Source organism: Neobacillus sp. SuZ13 (genome assembly GCF_030123365.1).
Classification (GTDB): Bacteria; Bacillota; Bacilli; order Bacillales; family Cytobacillaceae; genus Neobacillus.
In genome coordinates this window covers 5,609,708-5,629,588 of record NZ_CP126107.1, presented here as the reverse complement: position 1 = coordinate 5,629,588, position 19,881 = coordinate 5,609,708, and the positions used below count along the sequence as shown (strand labels likewise).

21 protein-coding genes, 1 pseudogene and 1 riboswitch are annotated in these 19,881 nt (G+C 36.1%); of the genes and pseudogenes, 14 read left to right on the top strand and 8 right to left on the bottom strand.

Annotation, left to right across the window (positions count from 1 at the left end):
- Nucleotides 1–156: 156 nt before the first annotated feature.
- Complete coding sequence (locus tag QNH17_RS27635; protein WP_283876526.1) at nt 157–1,944, bottom strand: sigma-54-dependent transcriptional regulator; 1,788 nt, start codon at nt 1,942–1,944, stop codon at nt 157–159.
- Nucleotides 1,945–2,372: 428 nt separating this feature from the next.
- Between QNH17_RS27635 and QNH17_RS27630 the strand changes: the two genes are divergently transcribed.
- The 10 genes from QNH17_RS27630 to QNH17_RS27585 all read left to right on the top strand — a co-directional run bounded on the left by QNH17_RS27630 (nt 2,373) and on the right by QNH17_RS27585 (nt 12,817).
- Nucleotides 2,373–3,350 carry an alpha/beta hydrolase gene (locus QNH17_RS27630; RefSeq protein ID WP_283876525.1) on the top strand — a complete coding sequence of 326 codons (978 nt, stop codon included), beginning with the start codon at nt 2,373–2,375 and terminating at the stop codon, nt 3,348–3,350.
- 64 nt (nt 3,351–3,414) lie between these two features.
- A complete protein-coding gene (locus tag QNH17_RS27625; protein WP_283876524.1) occupies nt 3,415–4,104 on the top strand; it encodes a TerC family protein in 690 nt (229 codons plus the stop codon).
- 224 nt (nt 4,105–4,328) lie between these two features.
- Nucleotides 4,329–5,579 carry a four-carbon acid sugar kinase family protein gene (locus QNH17_RS27620; protein ID WP_283876523.1) on the top strand — a complete coding sequence of 417 codons (1,251 nt, stop codon included), beginning with the start codon at nt 4,329–4,331 and terminating at the stop codon, nt 5,577–5,579.
- Nucleotides 5,563–6,720 (top strand): iron-containing alcohol dehydrogenase, encoded by a 1,158-nt coding sequence (locus QNH17_RS27615; RefSeq protein ID WP_283876522.1) that lies wholly within the window; start codon nt 5,563–5,565, stop codon nt 6,718–6,720. Before QNH17_RS27620 ends, QNH17_RS27615 begins: the two co-directional genes overlap by 17 nt.
- An 11-nt stretch (nt 6,721–6,731) precedes the next feature.
- Nucleotides 6,732–7,631 carry a 4-hydroxy-tetrahydrodipicolinate synthase gene (dapA, locus tag QNH17_RS27610; RefSeq protein WP_283876521.1) on the top strand — a complete coding sequence of 300 codons (900 nt, stop codon included), beginning with the start codon at nt 6,732–6,734 and terminating at the stop codon, nt 7,629–7,631.
- A 17-nt stretch (nt 7,632–7,648) separates the two neighbouring features.
- Nucleotides 7,649–8,677 (top strand): 4-hydroxythreonine-4-phosphate dehydrogenase PdxA, encoded by a 1,029-nt coding sequence (pdxA, locus tag QNH17_RS27605; protein WP_283876520.1) that lies wholly within the window; start codon nt 7,649–7,651, stop codon nt 8,675–8,677.
- A gap of 17 nt (nt 8,678–8,694) precedes the next feature.
- The gene (locus QNH17_RS27600) at nt 8,695–9,135 is read left to right on the top strand and encodes a NanQ anomerase/TabA/YiaL family protein (protein ID WP_283876519.1); all 441 of its coding nucleotides are present in this window, start codon (nt 8,695–8,697) and stop codon (nt 9,133–9,135) included.
- A 30-nt stretch (nt 9,136–9,165) separates the two neighbouring features.
- Nucleotides 9,166–10,332, top strand: coding sequence for a sialidase family protein (locus QNH17_RS27595; RefSeq protein WP_283876518.1), 1,167 nt, complete (start codon nt 9,166–9,168; stop codon nt 10,330–10,332).
- Between the two features lie 89 nt (nt 10,333–10,421).
- On the top strand, nt 10,422–11,705 hold the full coding sequence (locus tag QNH17_RS27590) for an SLC13 family permease (RefSeq protein ID WP_283876517.1): 1,284 nt from the start codon (nt 10,422–10,424) through the stop codon (nt 11,703–11,705).
- A 923-nt stretch (nt 11,706–12,628) separates the two neighbouring features.
- A complete protein-coding gene (locus QNH17_RS27585; protein ID WP_283876516.1) occupies nt 12,629–12,817 on the top strand; it encodes a hypothetical protein in 189 nt (62 codons plus the stop codon).
- A gap of 73 nt (nt 12,818–12,890) precedes the next feature.
- On the opposite strand, the gene QNH17_RS27580 is transcribed toward QNH17_RS27585, so the two are convergent.
- The 3 genes from QNH17_RS27580 to QNH17_RS27570 all read right to left on the bottom strand — a co-directional run bounded on the left by QNH17_RS27580 (nt 12,891) and on the right by QNH17_RS27570 (nt 15,772).
- Nucleotides 12,891–13,343, bottom strand: a complete 453-nt coding sequence (locus QNH17_RS27580) for a staygreen family protein (protein WP_283876515.1) — start codon at nt 13,341–13,343, stop codon at nt 12,891–12,893.
- A 987-nt stretch (nt 13,344–14,330) separates the two neighbouring features.
- Nucleotides 14,331–14,972 (bottom strand): response regulator, encoded by a 642-nt coding sequence (locus QNH17_RS27575; protein ID WP_283876514.1) that lies wholly within the window; start codon nt 14,970–14,972, stop codon nt 14,331–14,333.
- Nucleotides 14,972–15,772, bottom strand: coding sequence for a sensor histidine kinase (locus QNH17_RS27570; protein ID WP_283876513.1), 801 nt, complete (start codon nt 15,770–15,772; stop codon nt 14,972–14,974). Before QNH17_RS27570 ends, QNH17_RS27575 begins: the two co-directional genes overlap by 1 nt.
- A 183-nt stretch (nt 15,773–15,955) precedes the next feature.
- Between QNH17_RS27570 and QNH17_RS27565 the strand changes: the two genes are divergently transcribed.
- On the top strand, nt 15,956–16,582 hold the full coding sequence (locus QNH17_RS27565) for a YcnI family copper-binding membrane protein (protein WP_283876512.1): 627 nt from the start codon (nt 15,956–15,958) through the stop codon (nt 16,580–16,582).
- A gap of 155 nt (nt 16,583–16,737) precedes the next feature.
- Here QNH17_RS27565 and QNH17_RS27560 read toward each other — a convergent pair whose 3' ends face one another.
- From QNH17_RS27560 to QNH17_RS27545, 4 genes are read right to left on the bottom strand one after another with little or no spacing between them, the layout of a single operon-like run.
- On the bottom strand, nt 16,738–16,974 hold the full coding sequence (locus QNH17_RS27560) for a hypothetical protein (RefSeq protein ID WP_283876511.1): 237 nt from the start codon (nt 16,972–16,974) through the stop codon (nt 16,738–16,740).
- Between the two features lie 57 nt (nt 16,975–17,031).
- Nucleotides 17,032–17,265 (bottom strand): hypothetical protein, encoded by a 234-nt coding sequence (locus QNH17_RS27555; RefSeq protein ID WP_283876510.1) that lies wholly within the window; start codon nt 17,263–17,265, stop codon nt 17,032–17,034.
- Nucleotides 17,262–17,528 (bottom strand): hypothetical protein, encoded by a 267-nt coding sequence (locus QNH17_RS27550; RefSeq protein ID WP_283876509.1) that lies wholly within the window; start codon nt 17,526–17,528, stop codon nt 17,262–17,264. The genes QNH17_RS27555 and QNH17_RS27550 overlap by 4 nt, the downstream gene beginning before the upstream one ends.
- A gap of 9 nt (nt 17,529–17,537) precedes the next feature.
- A complete protein-coding gene (locus tag QNH17_RS27545) occupies nt 17,538–17,777 on the bottom strand; it encodes a hypothetical protein (protein WP_283876508.1) in 240 nt (79 codons plus the stop codon).
- Nucleotides 17,778–18,010: 233 nt separating this feature from the next.
- Here QNH17_RS27545 and QNH17_RS27540 point away from each other — a divergent pair, with 233 nt between their 5' ends.
- The 3 genes and pseudogenes from QNH17_RS27540 to QNH17_RS27530 all read left to right on the top strand — a co-directional run.
- The gene (locus tag QNH17_RS27540) at nt 18,011–18,484 is read left to right on the top strand and encodes an Hsp20/alpha crystallin family protein (RefSeq protein WP_283876507.1); all 474 of its coding nucleotides are present in this window, start codon (nt 18,011–18,013) and stop codon (nt 18,482–18,484) included.
- Between the two features lie 185 nt (nt 18,485–18,669).
- Nucleotides 18,670–19,488: a hypothetical protein gene (locus QNH17_RS27535; RefSeq protein WP_283876506.1), complete on the top strand. Its 819-nt coding sequence runs from the start codon at nt 18,670–18,672 to the stop codon at nt 19,486–19,488.
- 8 nt (nt 19,489–19,496) lie between these two features.
- A pseudogene (locus QNH17_RS27530) lies at nt 19,497–19,595 on the top strand (EAL domain-containing protein); the annotation flags it as partial.
- A 132-nt stretch (nt 19,596–19,727) separates the two neighbouring features.
- A riboswitch (cyclic di-GMP riboswitch) is annotated at nt 19,728–19,817 on the top strand.
- Nucleotides 19,818–19,881 lie beyond the last annotated feature (64 nt).

Sequence of the window (19,881 nt, the reverse complement as noted above, 5' to 3'; positions counted from 1 at the left end):
CCTCTCCACCCTTAAGGTAATCGGTTATCCATAGTCAAGTATACGATAAAAGACTACCTCATGAGTTCTCATGATTTGACAATAATCAAACTCTTTTGAATTTGCGAGCTGGTATTTAGTCGAAAGAGTGTCGCGCAATGGGGGACTGACCCCTTTTTATTTGTTTAAATATCTCCATAACGTTGTTCGACTGATACCAAGCTGCTCAGCTGTTAAAGTTTGGTTGCCATTATGTTGATCAAGTACTTGCTTGATTATATCCAAACTAAATTCATGTAATGTTTTGCTGCTGTTTAATGGAATATTCATTCCATCTTCTGAATAAGAAATAGTTTCAACAATTTTTTGTTTACCCAAAACACTATTGACATTATTACTAGTTATATATAGCGATTTAGATAAGTAAACTAATTCGGTTAGAACATGTTTTAATTGTATGAAATTACCTGGCCAATTATATTGCGAAAGAGTAGCCAGAGCATTGGGTTCGTACCCGATAATATCCGTATTATTTTCAATATTTACCTTATTTAAAAACATCGTTAATATAGCCGATATTTCATTTTTTCTTTCTCTTAAGGTAGGTAGAAGGAAACTTATAGAACTCATTCGATTCATTAATTCTTTATAGGATTCTGATGTAATACCTTCAGATGTTTTTTCGCAAATAAAGATCAGTCGATTATTTACGTGTAAGTTAGTAGATTCAATAATAGTCATTAACTTTTCGAAGTTTTCATTTGAAATTTTATCAAAGTGATTAAACTGGATGGTATTACCCACTTCAAGGAAAGGGCCGTTACTAGTGTTTAAAAGATGTTTCCACATTGTATCATTTAGTAAGTTAGAATTAATCGTTACCATTGTATTATTGTTATTATTTTGACTGGTGAATACGCTTTGAGAGACAGTATATTTTCCTGTGCCTCTTTCTCCTAGTAAGATAATTGGAGAATTATTTGAATTCATTTGTTTAATTTTATCCTTAATAACATCTGTGATAATAGGATTTTTATATAAGTTATTATTTAATTGTTGTTCCACTTCTGACTTATCTTCATAGGTAACACCGAATTTAGAATTCATGATAGGTGTTACAGATTTTTGGACAGTTACAATATAAAAAACATCATTTGCCTTATTTGAACTATTTACTTTTAAGTTATATAGAGTGTTGTTTACTGAATGATAAAAAGTATGTGATTCATTAAATGGAGTAGTATCTTTTTTATGAAGCAAATAATTATAGATTGAGTCATTAATTTCTGTATCTAAACTTGAATAAATCAATTCAAACTGACTGGATAAAATTAAGCAGTCCGTTTTAAAATTTTCAATAGCTTCTGTAAGTAAGTTGTTTTGTAGTTTTAATTTTTGAAGATGCATATTTAACTCTATTGCTTGTTCGAATGTACGTTTAATACTTTCACTGCCTGATGTAATAAGGATCGTATTTAAAGAAATTTTTAATGCTAGTTTATTCGTTATTGCATCACAAAGAACTAATTTAATCCCTTTGTTTTTCAGTGATTTTAGCAGACTTAACGTATCACTTGAATCATCTATCGTATATATTTCCACAGAATAGTCTAATATGTCACAAATTAGATGTGCCGTTTCAGTAATACTTGAATAACCTACGATAGCAAATTTAGAAGTGTAGTTATTTGCTAGTTTGATTGCTCCTAGAATGTCATATACGGATATTGAAACATCTATAACCGGTATAGATATATTCTTCCTAATTAACTCAGCTGTACCTCCTCTTGATATGACAATATCGTAATCGTTATGAATTACCTCCAGGGCTAGATTTTTTCCTTCTTGTAAATCACCAGTATACGTATTTAGCAAAATATTAGAGAAAGTAGATCCTACATTTTCCATTGATTTTCTTAACTCTTCGTAAGGTGCGATACCAAGGATTTTTGTTATATTTTGCATATATATTCCCCTTATGTGTTTCTTATTTAGACAGTTTACCACGAATTTTTGAATCGTGTTAACGTTTTCAATAGAAAAGTTTCAAAATGTAACGATAATAATAATTATCTTATTTTTTTAGGTAGAGTATAAAACTATAATTAAATAGTAGGGATGGGTGTCGTTCCTTTGTATTTCCTAGAGGGACAATATGAATCCTCGTAAAGGGGAGTAGCGTCAGGTATATCCTGAAACAAAGCGCAATGGGTTCCTCCATCGGCTTTGTTGGCATAAACTTATGCTTAGCGAGACCTTTGCCTAATTAGCAGGCGAAGGTCTCTTTTATATTTTACTTTTTATACATGGGGAAGATAAATGGAACAGGGCTTCTGACAATTATTGCAATTGATTTGGTAATAGCGTGCGAAAATTTATAGGGAGGAAAATTTATGGAACAACAACTACCTAAAGTAAAACCTTTATGTCCACCGGGGCGTACGCCGCGCTACGAAGATGTTCCCTTTGCTGAGGTAACCCTGGATAATGGGGAGCCATACACTCTGAAAATGGATATCTATCAAGATCTAAACCAAAAAACGCCAGGCCCATGTATCATTTACTATTTCGGAGGGGGATGGATGTATGGAGAATACAAGCAGGTTACTCAAAAAGCAGTATATTGTCGGGAACTTATAAGATTGGTAGAGCAAGGATTTACTGTTGTATCTCCATCCTATCGCTTGGCTAGTCAGTCTGTTTTCCCAGCGTGTATCCACGACTGCAAGGGAGTCGTGCGGTTTTTAAAAGCAAATTCAGTGAAATATCATATCGATCCCGAACGGATTGGCGTGTTAGGGAACTCTGCTGGTGGACATCTAGCCGCAATGGTCGCAATGAGCCCAAATTGCAGTGAGATGGAAGGCGATGTCGGCGGTAACCAAGAATATACGAGTTCAGTAAAGGCAGCAACAATTTTTTATGCGCCATCCGACCTAGTAGCACTCCTCAGGAACGACGCGAATGAAGCCATAAAGAATTTGTCTGGAACCGAAGTCGATCAGGCAGGCAAATCCATAGATCATGTGATAACCCAAATTCTTGGATATAATGAAACTGGAAAATCGTTAGCAGATTTGAATCAATTGCTAGAAAGAGGCGATACTAGTGACCCAGATTGGAAGTATATCGAACTAGCAAAAAAGTGTAGTCCGATTACATATGTAAGTGCCGATTGTCCACCGATGATGATTTTGCACGGTGGAAAGGACCCACTTGTGCCTATTGATCAAAGCGAAAGTCTTTACAAAGCCCTCGTGTCTTCTAATGCGGACGCGATGTATTTATCGGTTTCTCAGGCTAATCATGGCCCAACGATGGGAAATGAAGCTGATCAAATGGCCTATCAGTTCTTAAAAGACAGACTGTAAGAAAACTATCTATTGCATTAGGACAAGCTGACAATAATTAATGAGCAGAAAGAGGTTTTAATAAATGGAGACAGAAGTAATTATAACAATATTAAAAATCATCATGATTGATATTATTCTATCTGGTGATAATGCTGTAGTCATTGCCATGGCAACACGATCATTACCTAAAGATTTACAAAATAAAGCGATTTTCGCTGGTACGGCATTTGCTGTTATTGCCCGTATTATCCTTGCTACGGTTGTTCTGATGATTATGGGGATACCTTACATTCATGCTGTTGCTGGTTTATTGCTGGCATATATCGCATGGGGAGTATTGGACCAAGGTAAAGAGGAAGATGCTCACATAAAGAGTCATAACTCTATTTGGAAAGCAGTTGTTACGATTGCGGTTGCCGATTTAACCATGAGCTTGGACAATGTTGTTGCTGTTGCCGGGGCTGCTGGTGGTCATATGGGTCTATTAATTGCTGGGATTGCTATAAGTATTCCGCTTATGATTATTGGTTCTAAATTTCTTGTTTACTTGATGGAAAAATATCCGATCATTATCTATATTGGGGCTGGTATTCTTACTTGGACCGCTGGAGAGATGATTTTAAAAGATAAAAGTTTAGATAAATTAGTTGATCTTCCACATGGGACTATGTCTTATGCGATTCTAGCTATCGTAACAGCCATGATACTTGGAGCAGGTTTTGTTAAAAACCAAAGAAATGCAAGAAAAGTTAAAGAAAGACAAGCAGCATAATTATTGAGGGAAAGAGTGAAATTATACTCTTTCCCTTTTTCTTTACTCAATTCTTTAAGCGAACCTCCTTATATGTTTCATATTTAAACATTATAACGTGAATCTTTGAATTGTGGTAACGTTTTCAATATAAGAGTTTCAAAATGTAACAATAATTATGAATATCATATTTTTTTAGATAGAGTATAAACCTATAATTCAATTATAAAGTAGGTGGTGAACATATGATAAGGGTACTTATAATGGCTGACGATTTTACGGGGGCACTTGATACTGGAGTCCAATTCTCTAATTATGGTGTTAAAACTGTAGTGACCTCTGATTTAGAGTTTGAATTTGGTGAAACTACAGATCAATTAGAAGTACTTGTCTTCAATACTGAAACAAGATATTTGAAGAAATCTGAAGCCTATGAAGTGATCAAGAAGATCGCCTTAAAAGCCAAAGAAGAAACTATTCCATATATATTTAAAAAAGTTGATTCAGCATTAAGAGGAAATGTAGCTTCTGAGTTAAAAGCTTTGAGTGATGTTTTCGAAGATGTATCCATTCCATTTATACCGGCGTATCCAGAACAAAATCGCTTTAGTCGTGAAGGATTATTACTTATCGATTCAATACCAGTAAGTGAAAGCGTTTTTGGACAAGATCCGTACGAACCAGTAACTGAAAGCCATATCCCATCTCTTCTACTAAAAGAAGCAGATTTAACAACTTATATTACAAAAAAATATGAAATTCCCCCAAAAGAAGAAAGCATTTTGTTAATAGAAACTCACTCTGATGAGGAGATGTTATCTCTAGGGAATGAGCTATTAATGAATGATGCATTAAATATAACGGTGGGGTGTGCTGGGTTTGCTAAAGCATTAGCAAAAATAATCTTTAAAAATAGGGATACCACTCAAAACGATATTAAACTTCCATTATTGATTGTATGTGGAAGTGTGAATCCAGTAACAAAAAAGCAAATCGGATTTGCGGAAGTGAATGGATTTGAAAGAGTATCTTTAACGATAGAGCAACTTTGGGATAAACAATATTGGGATACAGTAAAAGGGCAAGAAAATATCCATCAATATTTAAAAATTGAACAACCTTTCATGTTTGAAACATTTGGGAATGTATCGACAGATCAAGTATATCAACTGCCTGATCAAGGAAACGAACTAAGATTTAGGATCGGACAGTCACTTGGATACTTAGTAAAGAATCTTTTGTCAAATGGTATTAAGCGAACGATTTTATTTACAGGTGGAGATACATTATATCAATCGATGAGAGTATTGGGGCTTACTGAAATTAAACCTCTGAAAGAATTATTCCCTGGAATTGTTCTTGGCAGCATTGATTTTAAGGATGAAGAACATTATGTCATTACTAAATCTGGCGGATTTGGTGATGAAGATCTATTTATTAAATTAGATGCATTGATAAGTGACAAAGGAGATGTGTATTATGTTAAATCAATATAATTTAAAAATGCCAACAAATGTGTTTGCAGGTTCAGATGCCATGCAAAACCTCCATACAATTATCAAAGACGGTGTGACAAAAATTACGATTTTTACAGATAAAGGCATCCTTAAAGTCGGATTGCTAGAGGAAGTCATCAGTATTATTGAAAAGAATGATATTGAGTACGAAATCTTATCTGATATACCAACAGAGCCATCTTACATTGAAGCTCAAGAGGTTGTTGAACATTTTAAAGCATTGAACTCTGATTTTATCATTGCAGTTGGTGGCGGAAGTGTTATGGATATCGCTAAATTAGCATCCGTGTTATCGACTGATGATTATACTGTAAAAGATTTACTAGAGGATCCGTTAGTAGCTAAAAAACAAGTGACAACATTAATGATTCCTACCACAGCTGGTACAGGATCTGAAGCAACTCCTAATAGTATTGTAGGTGTACCTGAGAAGAATTTAAAAGTTGGTATTGTAAATGGTGAATTAATTGCTGACCATGTTATTTTAGAAAGCAAAATGATAAAAAATTTACCGAAACCAATTGCTGCAGCAACAGGTATTGATGCTCTAGCACATGCTATCGAATGTTTTACTTCAAAAAAAGCTAACCCAATCAGTGATACCTTTGCACTAGAGGCATTAGATTTAATTATGAATAACATTATTGAAGCATGCACAAATCCAGATGCACTTGAAGCGAAGCGTAATATGTTATTAGGTTCTTTCTATGCTGGGGTAGCGATTACTTCTTCAGGGACTACTGCTGTTCATGCCTTGTCTTATCCTTTAGGTGGAAAATATCACATTGCACATGGTGTTTCTAACGCAATTCTACTAACACCAGTTATGAAGTTTAATGAGCCAGTTATTAAAGACCTATTAGCTAAAGCCTATGATCGAGTGGTAAAGGAAAAAGATGAAGAATTAACTGTAAATGAAAAGTCAAAATATATCATTGATTTAATTGAAAACATTGTGAAAACACTTGAAATTCCAACTAGCTTAAAAACTTTCCATGTGCCGGAGGAAGATCTTGAAGGATTAGTTGAGGCTGGAATGGAAGTTCAAAGATTACTTGTGAATAATATGAGAGAAGTAACACCAGAAGATGCTCGTAAAATTTATCTAGAAATTATGTAGGAGTGATTCGTGTGCAAAACAAATTAAAAGGAATTATTTCACCAATTGTTACACCCATGTATGACAATGAAGAAGTTAACTATGAAGAACTCGTAAATCAGGTGAATAGAGTCATTGAGTATGGTGTTCATGGTATTTTTGCGTTTGGTACGAATGGGGAAGGTTATATTTTAAGTGAACAAGAAAAAGTGAAAGTCATGGAAACAGTAGTCGATACAGTAGCCGGGAGAGTTCCAGTTTATGCATCCACAGGATTAGTTGGAACTCAAGATACCATTCGCTTGTCACTAGAAGCAAAGCGTGTTGGTGTAGACTACCTATCAATCATTACACCTTATTTTGCAACAGCCACTCAAGAAGAGATCTATACTCATTTTAAAACAGTTGCTGAAGCGGTTGATATGCCAATTGTTTTATACAATATTCCAGCTAGAACGGGTAATTCTATTCAACCTGCGACGGTTGAAAGACTAAGTCAAATTGACAATATTGTTGGTGTCAAAGATAGTAGTGGAAACTTTGATACTATTCTTCAATATATTGAAAGAACAAGAAATAGAGAAGATTTTTCTGTCTTATCAGGTAATGATTCCTTAATATTATGGACGCTGCTTGCTGGGGGAACTGGCGGAATTGCAGGATGTTCTAATGTTTATCCGTTTACTATGGCACAAATATATGAACAATTTATTAATGGTGATATCGAAGAAGCTCGTAAATATCAAGATTCTATCAGAAGTTTCAGAGATTGTTTTAAATTTGCGAATCCAAATACTGTGGTAAAAACGGCTGTTGAACTACTAGGCTATCCGGTAGGGAAGTGCCGAGCACCATTTAATCAAGTGTCTGATGAAGGAATTACAGCATTAAAATCAGTATTAAATGAAAATATTGAATTAGGAATGAAGTAGTTAGTTAGGAGGACATTATGAAAAAAATTATCGGAATAACAATGGGTGATCCTGCAGGTATCGGACCTGAAATTTCAATCAAAGCTTTTCAAAAGAAAGGCTTATATGAGAAATGTAACCCCTTACTAATTGGAGATAAAAGTATTGTCGAGAGATATTTAGAGAACTACCCAGAGATTAATTTGAAAGTAAATGCCATTACTACACCGGAAGATGGATTGTATGAATGGGGAACAATGGATGTCATTGACTTAGCTTCTGTAGATGGAAATGAATTACCGATTGGTGAAGTGTCTAGTGTGGCTGGAAATGCGGCATATCTCTATGTGGAAAAAGTCATTCAATTAGCCCTTGAAGGGAAAGTAGATGCTACCGTTACGAATCCATTAAATAAAGAAGCGTTAAACATAGCAGGGCATCACTTTGCAGGTCATACTGAAATTTATGGAGAGCTTACAAATACGAATAAATTTTCTATGATGTTAGCTGATGGTGATTTAAGAGTGGTTCACGTTTCAACGCATGTTTCTTTAAGACAAGCCTGCGATTTAGTTAAAAAAGAGAGAGTATTAGATGTAATAAACATTGCACATCATGCTTGTTTAAACTTGGGGATCGAAAATCCAAGGATTGCAGTGGCGGGATTAAATCCACATTGTGGAGAAAACGGATTGTTTGGTACGGAAGAAATTGATGAGATCATCCCTGCTATTGAAGCAGCTAAAAGTGAAGGGATTAATGTATTCGGACCATTACCTGCAGATACTGTTTTCTCAAAAGCTCGTGGTGGAATGTATGATATCGTTGTGGTCATGTACCATGACCAAGGACATATCCCATTAAAACTTTTAGGGTTTGTATATGATAAAGAAGAAAATAAATGGAAAGAAGTTTCTGGAGTCAATATTACATTGGGATTACCAATTATCCGAACCTCAGTTGATCATGGAACAGCATTCGACCAAGCCGGTAAGATGACTGCGAGTGAACTTAGTCTTGAAAATGCCATTGATTACGCGGTACAGCTAGCAAATAATGCTAATTAAGAAACGAAGTGAATTGTGTGATAATAGATTTAATAGAAAATTTAGATGAATATAGATCATTAAATCCAAAAATCGCCAACGGTTTAGAGAGATTAAATGAAGTCGAACTAGATTATCATAAGCAATTTGATTTTGATGGTGGTTATTTGTTCTTTCAGGAAGGTACTACGAATCCTATCGATGAAGGAACCTTTGAAGCACATAAAAAATATATGGATATTCAACTTGTTTTGGGTGGTTCGGAATATGTTGCCTGGACCCCCATTAATGAATTAGTAGTAGAGGTTGAATATAATGCGGAAAAGGATGTAGTTCGATTAAACGGCAGTCCGAAAGAAATCATGAAAATTGATAAGGGTATGGCCTATATTTGTCTGCCTCACGATGGACATAAAGCGTTAAAACATATAAATCAAGCGACGAAATATAAGAAAGCGGTAATTAAGATAGAAATTTAATCAGAAAGATAGGGTGATTAGGTGATTAGTATGAGTAATACAAGATTAGTAGTTAACCAGTCAATTCCAAATGGTAAGTTATATCATAATGATTTTACAAATATTGATTTTTCTTTAATTCCATCTGGTCCTTTTCCAACCGCACATGCACCATCTATTATCAAGTTAGACAATGGGGATTTATTATGTGCATGGTTTGCGGGTTCATTTGAAGGCAGTCCCGATATTTCCATTGTATTATCAAAATTTGATCATGAATCGGGGGAGTGGAATGAACCGAAAGTTGTCTCGCAAGATGATACGCGTAGTGAGCAAAACCCATCATTCTTCCAAGCGCCTGATAAATCCATCTGGTTAATCTATACTTCCCAGGAAGGTCGACAACCAGGTAAAGATAATATGCAGTTTACATCCATTATTAAATATCAGAAAACATACGACAATGGTGAAACATGGACAGAACCGGAAGTATTATTTAGCCAGCCAGGTATATTTGTTCGACAAGCGATTCAAGTATTAAGTAATGGCAGATGGATCTTTAGCACGTGGATCTGTGAAGATTCAGAATTAGGTCTTACAAACGATCCTACCGTATTTCAAGTATCAGATGATGAAGGACTAACATGGAAAGAAGTACGCATGCCTGATAGTAACGGACGAGTACATGCCAATGTTATCGAATTAGAAGATGGTCATTTAGTGGCATTTATGAGAAGTAGATTTGCGGATTATATTTATAGAAGTGAGTCAAAAGATTTCGGAGATTCTTGGACAGCGCCTGAGCCAACCATCTTACCAAATAATAATGCGAGTATAAGTGCAATTAAATTGGATAACGGTGCCATTGCTATTGCGTATAATGCAAACGCTGCTAATAATCCTGAAAAAGGGAAAGTAGCATGGCCTGGATTAAGAAACCCGGTAGTAGTATCAGTGTCTGAAGATGGCGGACATACTTGGCCAATCGGTCGAATTATTGAACACGCAGAAGGTTTCATTGGAACAGAGAATAAAACGAATAATTCACAATTTGAATATCCTACTATTTATCAAGATGCAGAGAGACGATTACATTTAGTGTACGCATATAAGAATAGATTATGTGTAAAATATAATAGTTTTTCAGTTGAAGATATATATGGTGAAAAACGTGAAAATGAAGGGGTTTACAATCCTACATCTGGAGAAATCAGTTAGATCGTAAGTTATCACCTGACCGCTTTGGGATAAAACCAATTTAACAAACTATCAAGTTAACTTGGTTATTAAGAGAGGAGAAATAAGATATGACATTGCACATGATTCTTGCCCTTGGTATCTTGATCCTAATGATTGGATTGATTATGTCAGACAAGATGGCCTTTGGTGCACCACCAATCCTGGCCTGCCTTCTGCTAGTAGTCACCGGTTTGTCTACTGTTCAGCAGGCTTTCGCAGGCTTCATTAACCCAAGTGTTATCATGATTGCTGGCTTTATGGTTGTTATGGCGGGACTAATGAAGACTAGCTTGATTGGTAAGGTTCAGGCCTCTATGCTTGCTTTGGTAAATAAAGGCGGTTATAAGAGCTATGCTCTTTTGCTTGTGGTAGTTATGCTTGGTGCCAGTTTACCAGGTGCCGGTGCCACTGGTTACTATGTACTCATTTTATCTTTGATATCTACTATCCCTTACAATAAAAAAATGCCTACGTCTAAACTGATGATGCCTTTGGGGTTTGCTACTAACCACCCTTTGATTCCTTTCAATGTAGCACTCTTCTATGGTGTTACTGTCAGCGTACTGGAAACGGCAGGTTATCATGACGGGCTTTCAATGACGAAATTTGCTGTAGTGAATCTCATCCTGGCTCTTGGGTTCTTAGCATGGAGTTTGGTTGCTTATCGTCTTCTACCAGATCATCCAATTTCGGAAGATTCCGTCATGGATGAGGTGGCGGCTACGGCTGATATGGTGGCTATGCCTGTATGGAAAGAATACACTACCATCGCTCTATTTGTTCTTAGTGTTATTGGTATGATGCTTATGAACCAATTGGGCAATGCTTCCTATGTAATCCCTGGTCTTGCAGGAGCAGTCTTACTAATCATCAACGTACTTGACTTCAAGGAAGTTCGCGACAATATGGGTGCACCTGTAATCCTTATGATGGCCGGTGTGATCGGTGTTGCTGACGCTCTGGCTAACTCTGGATTTACTGCTATGATCGGAAAGGTTGTGGCGGATTCATTAGGTACTAATATCAGTCCATTCATTCTTATCTTGATCTTTGCACTTCTAACTAGTACCTGTGCTACATTTACTGGTTCAAATATGGGTTCTGTATTCATCTTTGCGCCAATCGCTATTGCAACTAGCCTTAGTTTGGGACTTAATCCTGTTGCTGCCGCAGTTGCAGTTGTAGTATCTGGATGGAACGGCGGGTACATGCCAATCGATGGTATGCCTGCAATGATTTTAGGCATGGGTAAATATAAGCTTTCACAGTTCTGGTTGTTCTCAGTACCTATGTACCTGATCCGTATAATTGTGCTGTGTGCAGGTGCTATGCTTATTTTCCCTGTAAACTGATAAAGTGGGATGAGATTAAATGAAATCGCTTTAAAAGTTTCAATCAAAAACCAATAATAGCAAAACACACACTCATTCAGGTAATTCTTGCTGTCTGGGTGTGTTTTTTTGTTGATTCGGGGGTCAGACCCCAGCTTATGAGAAACCTATCTAATTTTGTGGAATAAAGGGATATTTCCTGCGAAATTAATTTATTCCTCTCGACAATCTTTGCACACACTTTGTAGGAGGAATTCTAATAAATCAGTCCCTGTGGCTGTTTCAATCAAACGTTTGATTAGTATAGCCTTTTTGTTATTTCGTCGAAAAGGTGTCGCCTTTTGACTTTTCGCTAGGGAACGACTAATTTTTTGTTATTTTTCTACAAATTATTTTTGGCTCATGCATGATTGAGCGTTACCTACCAAGGGATGAAGCTGTTTTAATCAAACGTTTGATTGATAGGGAAATTTGCTGAAAAATAGCTCTCTCATCCCATAATCCTCTCCAACCAAAGGCTTTTGAAATCATTGGATTTTCACTAACTGCCCCTAGTTTAATAGATAACGGAAAAATTCTGCTTAATTGGTAATTATCATTAGAAATAGCTTTATATAGACGGAGGAATTCCGCCTATTGACTCGAAAAAAGTGAAATTTTTTCTCGGGAGTACCGGTGCCTTGCATTTTTTTGTATAGTAAAATTCTGCATCTAACAGAAAAATCGCAGCTTATTTTACTTTCGCTGGTTACTTAATACTATAAGAGTAAAGTGTGTGGGTGTTACACAATAAGGCAGCCATTGTAAAGGAACATAGACCCGCTCATATAGTTAATTTCGCTGAACCGTTTCCTATTAAGAGACGGTTTTTTTTGATAAATGAATAATTCATCTGCCTTTGGTAAATCAATAAAATTATGTTTATAACAAAGGAGAGAAATATTATGGAAAATTCTAATGAAGTAAAAGGTGAACAGCAGAAAGTGATTGCAGCCCAAAATCTAGCCAATCAATTTAGAAAAGGTGATACAGAATTTTCATTAGACGAAAATGTCCAAAAAGGTTTAGCCAAGAGTCAACAATACCAGGCGGAAAATCAGCAGCCCACATACGAACCCAATAAACCATTTTAGATATTATCTAGTCAAGGAACTTTAGAGCCCCTTCTCATCAACCCTTTGATTTAATGGGATATCAGAGGGGTTTCTATTTGGAAAGACTGCCGAAATTTCCCCAATTCTCTTGTTTAGCAAATTGAGGGTAGGCGGACATAAAATTCACTATTATGGAAGCTTGATCTAGAGTTGGGTATGCGTTGAATAAAAAACGATCGCCGTATCGAATCGCTGTTAACGCAAGCGATAATTCACGCCTAAATATTTCCGTGCGTTTTGCTGCTACATTTTGTTTCAGTTCTCCTTGATCTATATATAAATAAACACAGTAGTGTAAGGAAATTCCGTTTGTTCTCCATTCACCTAATACCTCGTCCCTCAATGGATTGATTTTATCCCAGGAATACTGCTTTCCAATGGCTAAAAATAGTTCCCCAGTTACATCAGAGTGAGTAAGAGTGTAATATCTTGGAATAACAGGTTCTGTAGCCGTAAGACCATCCATGTATTCAACAGATAGTTTTTCTGGAATGAAATTGGCCAAGCCATCAACTCCGATCAGCTTTTTTTATCATTATGCTACTTAGAATTTATTCATTCAGTCTTTCTGCCTAAAATTCACTATGTAAATATAAAAACAGATAGGGTTACCGCCCATTTTGAACACATCCTTTGACATTCTTTACGTGTACTAACTAATAGGAGCTCAGAAATAATGCATGCTGAGGCTATTTCTAATCAAACGTTTGTGTAGTTTCTAAACGGGTATGTTTTAATCGAATAATGGGAGATTGCAAGAAACGGATCTGATTTTGTTGAATAATGGATTATTTCCTGCGAAATTTTCAAGCGAATCTCGACAATTCTCTTGCATCATTTACAGAGGAAATTATTATTTTCCAGTACTTGCAGCTGTTACAACCAAACGTTTGATTAGTATAGCTTATATTGAATTTAATCGAATGGGTGTCGTTTAATGACTTTCCTGGTTGTGCACAGGTGAAGTAATTGTTGTTCTAATTGAGGTTAAAATTTATCCTGTGTTTCTTTCGCAGGCGGCATAAGTATAATTATTACACTAGTAAATGCATCAGATGTGGAAAGCAAAGTAGACATATTTATAATTAACATGAACCCGCGGGTTCTAGTAGAAATGGGCCAACGATTGGAAGGCTTTAAGCAAGAAGTTCATTTTATCGAAGTAAACAAGATTGAATACTTGGCATGGCAAAGTATTGACGTCCTAACGGATACTGTATCGCCTTTTCTTGTTATACGCTCAAAACAGGAACAAATAGTGGGAATAATGGGGTCAGACCCCCACTCAGCTAAAGTTTAACACGTTAGAGGGCGTTAGAGAGGCGAAGGACCTTTCAGTCTTATTAGGAGAAACGAATCCGAGTTTATTTTGGGTTCTTTTTTCATTTAAATAACGGATGATCCTTGTGCCTGTCTCGCCTATGATTTTGTCGAAGATTGATAGTCTTTTTTAGAAGAATAAATTTATAGGGTGAAGTTGCTATTGGCTTAACTACTTTGTGATATATTTTAAAGCATATGAAGCAAGCTGTACTCGATTTTCTAGATTCAGTTTTTCCAAAAGGTTTTTTATATGGTTCTTTACGGTATTCTCAGAAATAAACAGTTGTTCAGCTATTTGTTTGTTTGTTAACCCTTTTGAAACTAATAGAAGTATTTCTTTTTCACGAGGAGTTAAGGAACTAATGGATGGAGTGTTTTGTAAATCCCGTTCTCTAAATTGATAGAGAAGTTTTCCTGCAAAATCTTTAGCAGTTGTATTAGACCCCTCTATAATAGAGCGTAAGTATTGGAGCCAATCATCCGGATCCATGTTTTTCAGTAAATACCCTTGAGCTCCATACTGTATAGCAGTAAATAAATCCTCGATATAATCTGATACGCTTAAAATGATAACTTTTATATATGGGAGTTTTTCTTTTATTATTTTCGTTGCTTCCAATCCACTCAAAACGGGCATATGAATATCTATTAATAATATATCTGGAAGCAGTTTTTCACAGAGCTCAATCGCTTCTTTTCCATTCGTTGCCTGCCCCACAATAGAAAATAGAGAATCCCCCTCCAGCATTTCGGTGATGGCAAGACGTGCATGAGGATGATCATCCGCAATCAAAATCCGGTAATTTTCCATTATTGTTTCTTGACCCCTTTAATTATTATTTTGCTGCCAAGATTTTTTTCAGAGGAAATATCGATGGCAGCTCCTAATTTGGATACTCCCTCTTTCATCATAAGAAGCCCGTATTTGCTTGGCAAAATTTCATTTTCGAAAAATCCTTTTCCATTGTCTTCTATGATTAGCTTCCATTCATTTGGACGGGTTTTGAAGTGAAGGGATGCACATTTTGCTTCGGAGTGCTTTCTTATATTTGTGAATGCTTCCTGTATCAAACTAAACAGCTGAACTTCTTCTGCAGGAGTAAAATAGTTTTCATTTATACTAATTGAAAATTTTAGATCTATACCAGAAACCGTATTCCAATCATCCAGCCAACTCTCAATTCTCTTTGATAGAGTAACGTGTTCAGATGGACTAGTTCTTAAATTGTAAATGGCTTGTCTGAGGTTCGAATCAATGGAATTTACTAACCCTTGTGCATCATTAAGTTTTCCCTTTTTTAAGTTAACATTTAATAAAAATAACGTTTGGGCAATGTTGTCGTGTAATTCTTTTGCCAGCCTTTCACGTTCTTCGTATATAGCACGTATTTCACGTTCTGCAGAGATGCGATGGTTTTGTTCCTTAATCGTCTTAAACATCCAGTTCGAAAAAGCGAAGGAAACGATAAATGTTAAAATTGTAATAAAATAATTTCCTGTCTCCATTGACATGCCTTGAAGGAAAGGGCCGCTGTGCCGTAAAAACTCAAATCCACCAATAAGAATGGTGGGAATTAAAATCGTAATCCATTTAAGATCTCTGTATAACATTGATAATTCCCCTAAAATTCTTGAATTTCTTATCCTAATAGTAACATGAACATAATGTTTAAAAAATCTCTGTCAAAATTATGTCACACTTTTCAAAGAAAATAGCCCTTATGAGTCATATGTAGTTTAACCCTGTCTAATGTAAATTAATATTATCAAGTTCATTATAGAGGGAGTAAAGACATGAAAGTTTTTAAACTAGTAATACCAACCTTTTTAGGATTATTCTTATTTGCAAGTGTAGCAAGTGCCCACGTTACGGTAGTGCCTAAACAATCTACAACAGGTGCGTGGGAAACGTATACAGTTAAGGTTCCGGTTGAAAAGAATGTGCCGACAACAAAGGTTACGATTAAAGCGCCGGCAGGAGTGGAAATCAAATCGTATCAGCCAGTTCCAGGATGGAAATATTCTGATGAAAAAGATGCGAATGGTCTTGTAAAATCATTTACATTTGAAGCTACAGGGGAAGGAATTTTGCAAGGTCAGTTCCAACAGTTTACCTTTGTAGGAAAAAATCCAGACAATGCAACAAAAGCAGCTTGGGATGCATTTCAATATTATAAAGATGGTAGTATTGTAGAGTGGACAGGAGATGAAAGTTCCCAATCTCCACATTCCATCACAGAAATTGTAGCAGGTTCAACTGAAGATCATCATGATGCAAAGAGTACGAACCAAGAAACTCAAAAAACTGAAAAAGTAAAAACAAAGACAGAAAAAACAAGCAACTCTCTTCCTTTAATCTTATCAGGGTTTGCACTTTTACTTTCAGTAGTTGCGAGTGTCATTGCTTTTCGTAAAAAATAATAATTAGAAACAAAGAGCAGTGGTCTTTATATGGCCAACTGTTCTTTTTTTGGGGGGGCAGACCCCCATTCAAAATAATTGACAATAGAAAAGGGCGATTTCTATTTATATTTAGAAATCGCCTCTTTCTATATAAATTTTGACTTGGAAAAGTGTTAAACCACACTATTTTTAACTGCATTGCTATCACTGACATCGGGGTCAACTACGGTATTGGATGAGAGGTTGACAGGGGACAAGTCACCAATTAGTTCTCCGAATGCCTGATTTCGCTTATAGGATATAAATTGGTCAATTAATTGTAATGACCCTGTATTGGCGACTGATCCATTGTCATTGCTATTAATTTTAACACCCAACACATTGATGACCATCGGAGAAATAAAAAACATGTAAACACTCCTAGTTTTTAATATATACCCCCAAGCTTAGGACGATGGAACAAATGGCTATAGGATACTTGATTTTACGGATGAACTATCAACTACATCATTGTCAATCACCCAAGAAGTTGATGACAGAATCGGGCAAAAGTCACCGTTTTGTTCTCCAATTCCTTGGTTTCGCTTATAGGAGACATACAAGTCCAGATGCTGACTTGGCCCTAGATTCACAACTGCACCATGGTCAATGGCATTAATTTTAATCCCCAAGATGTTAAGTGAAGCAGGTGCAAATGTCATAGGCCCACTCCTGGAATTGGAATTTTGGACGTCGAGTCAAAGGTAGAGTTGGAATCCAGTTGATCACGGTCATCCACAAAACTTCTTGTACCAAGAAAGTTGCTTCCGTCTCCCATATTTTGGCCTAAGCCCATATTTTTTTTGTCTGAATTATGCCATTCAGCAAGTAGGTTTTGCCCGACATTGATGGCAGAGGCATTCTCAAAAGAGTTTACCTTTATGATATTGATATTGATGTTGATGTAAGGAATCGGACCAGACATAAAACCCTCCTACGCATTTTTATTCGTTGTTTTTTGTGACGTGCTATCCTGAAGCTCATTATCAATGGTTGAAGAGATGGTGAAAGCCCTCAGTGTACCATCTGCAAATTGCTGGCCAAATCCTTGGTTTTTCTTTGCACTTACATTTTTGTTCTGAATAATGGTTGAATTAAATGATACGGTACTTAAATTATCAACATTATTCAGTTTTATACCTTTTATATTTATAGTCGTTGGTAAAAAGAACATAGACCAGAATCCTTTCTATTCAAACCCGGGGATACTTAAGCCTATGCTGATCCCATGATGATTATGTTAGGACAGTAAGTTTAGAGACAGTAGTAGGAACATCTTTTTGAATTTTTTTAGTAATAATCCATTTTCCATGAATGATTTGATAAATCATAAATACGATGGTATAAGATGAACACGAATAATTGGACCAGCTTTATACTTCTGAGTCTTCTGAGGAGGATCCATACATGGATATGAATAAGATGTTACAATGGATGGATTTAGCGAAGAAGTATCAATCCAATGACTTTTGGAATGGTATTTTTGAGCAGCCCTCCTTTGATGAATTTATGAAAAGTAATTTTGACTTTGGTCAGCCTGGGGAAGCAAATTCAGAACCTGTGAGGGGGAAAAATTTTCCTCCAACCGATATCTATATGACAGACGAAGAGGTTATATTGGTAGCCGATTTGCCTGGTTATTTAAAGGAAGATATTCAGTTGTCTGTATCAGGCATAAAGATATTAATAAAAGGTAGCAAAAAAGAGATCATGAATGGGGAGCTGGTACAAAAAGAAAGAAATAGTGGAGATTTCCAACGGATCATTCAGCTTCCAGAACCTGCCCTGCCCAATCAAGTTCGTGCAAAGTTTAGTAATGGCTTGTTAATCGTTTCCTATAAAAGGCAATATACTAACGAAGAACAGGTGCCAATTGAATGATCAATCTTCAGCATTTCAGACGATGGTTGTCATAAAGGAAAATAAATAATAGTTTGCGAGGATTTACTATGCCTATTAAAGGGATATTCGGCGGAAACAATAAGGAAAACTCGATAAACAGTACAAATGATTACGATAAGCAAATTTTGCGGATAAATGCACTGGAAGTCCAAATGAAAAAATTTTTGGAATTTGAAAAACAACTTCGGCTATCGATGGTTGGAACTGACAAACTTGAGAAAGAAAGAAGATCTTGGACAGAGCAGAAAAAGGTGGAAGCAAATAAGTCTGAACAGGAGTTTCGCTCCAAAAGTAACGTTAAAAATAAACAAGAATTTAATCTGCAAGTACAAAAAATCAATGAGCTGTCACAGAGGATCGACCGCCTTGAGAATATGGTTCAAGAAATTATTTCGTCACAAAAAGCCAGTCAATCAAAAAGAGCTATGGGTGCGAATAGTGAGCGTCCGCGGGAAAATAGGAGCGATGGGCAAGACCAGAATGACTCCCTCTCCTCTCTTATAAACATAAGAGTTCGTGAGCTGGAGAAAAATTATGAAACTGTTAATGAGGTACAAGCTGGGATCATCATTCAAATAGGAGAACTAGTAGAAAAGCATAATCTTATGCTGGAAAAATGGGAGAAAAAAGAAAGCGAGGAGATCCAGCAGAATCAGAATCCTATTATTAAAACGTTATATATTGATAAATTTTATTTAGATAAATATGAACAACACAATAACATTGGCCAGATTGGCATTCATGCGTTGAGCGGTGCCCTCAATATTGGAGCGACCTATGGAAAAGATGTTATACCTAGCAGAATAACGGAGGAAGTACAGGAGGAAATAGAAAAAATAAAGTCCGACATGGAGGGAATGGAAAAACCACCAACTGGTACAGACGAAACGGACAAGCCTGAAGAAGATGAGTCATCTAGCGATTCAACACCTATTCCTGACGAGGGGGAGGAAGACTTCACCGAGATTTGGATTGAGGATTGAAATTAGTGCTTGTCACATCAATTGATGATTTCGGTACGGGCTACTCTTCCTTAAATTATCTGAGGTATTTTCCTTTTGATCAATTAAAAATTGATCAATCTTTTGTAGATAAATAAATCCTCATTTGAATTGGAAATTAGGTTTGGAAGGATTTACCGATATTCCCTAATCAATGGGGGTTTATTTTATGATCAAAAATAGTATAATAGTTTCAGAAAATACTGTAATTAGACCATAAAATTCGATAGAGGCAAACTTACTGAAAGATGAGGGCGCAAAGCTACGGGTCTAAGGTTATAAACCATAACGATGATCGCCGGGTTACCGAATAATGATACGATCTCATCGGCTATTTCTAAAAGAAATAGCCTTATTTTTTTAATACATTTAGAT

Bases quoted from the DNA above. Each gene is read 5' to 3' on its own strand.
- QNH17_RS27550 (WP_283876509.1), bottom strand. From the start codon at position 17,528: ATGTCTGGTCCGATTCCTTACATCAACATCAATATCAATATCATAAAG.
- QNH17_RS27630 (WP_283876525.1), top strand. From the start codon at position 2,373: ATGGAACAACAACTACCTAAAGTAAAACCTTTATGTCCACCGGGGCGT.
- QNH17_RS27570 (WP_283876513.1), bottom strand. From the start codon at position 15,772: ATGTTATACAGAGATCTTAAATGGATTACGATTTTAATTCCCACCATT.
- QNH17_RS27560 (WP_283876511.1), bottom strand. From the start codon at position 16,974: ATGTTTTTTATTTCTCCGATGGTCATCAATGTGTTGGGTGTTAAAATT.
- QNH17_RS27590 (WP_283876517.1), top strand. From the start codon at position 10,422: ATGACATTGCACATGATTCTTGCCCTTGGTATCTTGATCCTAATGATT.
- QNH17_RS27585 (WP_283876516.1), top strand. From the start codon at position 12,629: ATGGAAAATTCTAATGAAGTAAAAGGTGAACAGCAGAAAGTGATTGCA.
- QNH17_RS27545 (WP_283876508.1), bottom strand. From the start codon at position 17,777: ATGTTCTTTTTACCAACGACTATAAATATAAAAGGTATAAAACTGAAT.
- QNH17_RS27575 (WP_283876514.1), bottom strand. From the start codon at position 14,972: ATGGAAAATTACCGGATTTTGATTGCGGATGATCATCCTCATGCACGT.
- QNH17_RS27625 (WP_283876524.1), top strand. From the start codon at position 3,415: ATGGAGACAGAAGTAATTATAACAATATTAAAAATCATCATGATTGAT.
- QNH17_RS27565 (WP_283876512.1), top strand. From the start codon at position 15,956: ATGAAAGTTTTTAAACTAGTAATACCAACCTTTTTAGGATTATTCTTA.
- QNH17_RS27595 (WP_283876518.1), top strand. From the start codon at position 9,166: ATGAGTAATACAAGATTAGTAGTTAACCAGTCAATTCCAAATGGTAAG.
- QNH17_RS27615 (WP_283876522.1), top strand. From the start codon at position 5,563: ATGTTAAATCAATATAATTTAAAAATGCCAACAAATGTGTTTGCAGGT.
- QNH17_RS27555 (WP_283876510.1), bottom strand. From the start codon at position 17,265: ATGACATTTGCACCTGCTTCACTTAACATCTTGGGGATTAAAATTAAT.
- QNH17_RS27635 (WP_283876526.1), bottom strand. From the start codon at position 1,944: ATGCAAAATATAACAAAAATCCTTGGTATCGCACCTTACGAAGAGTTA.
- pdxA (WP_283876520.1), top strand. From the start codon at position 7,649: ATGAAAAAAATTATCGGAATAACAATGGGTGATCCTGCAGGTATCGGA.
- QNH17_RS27620 (WP_283876523.1), top strand. From the start codon at position 4,329: ATGATAAGGGTACTTATAATGGCTGACGATTTTACGGGGGCACTTGAT.
- QNH17_RS27540 (WP_283876507.1), top strand. From the start codon at position 18,011: ATGGATATGAATAAGATGTTACAATGGATGGATTTAGCGAAGAAGTAT.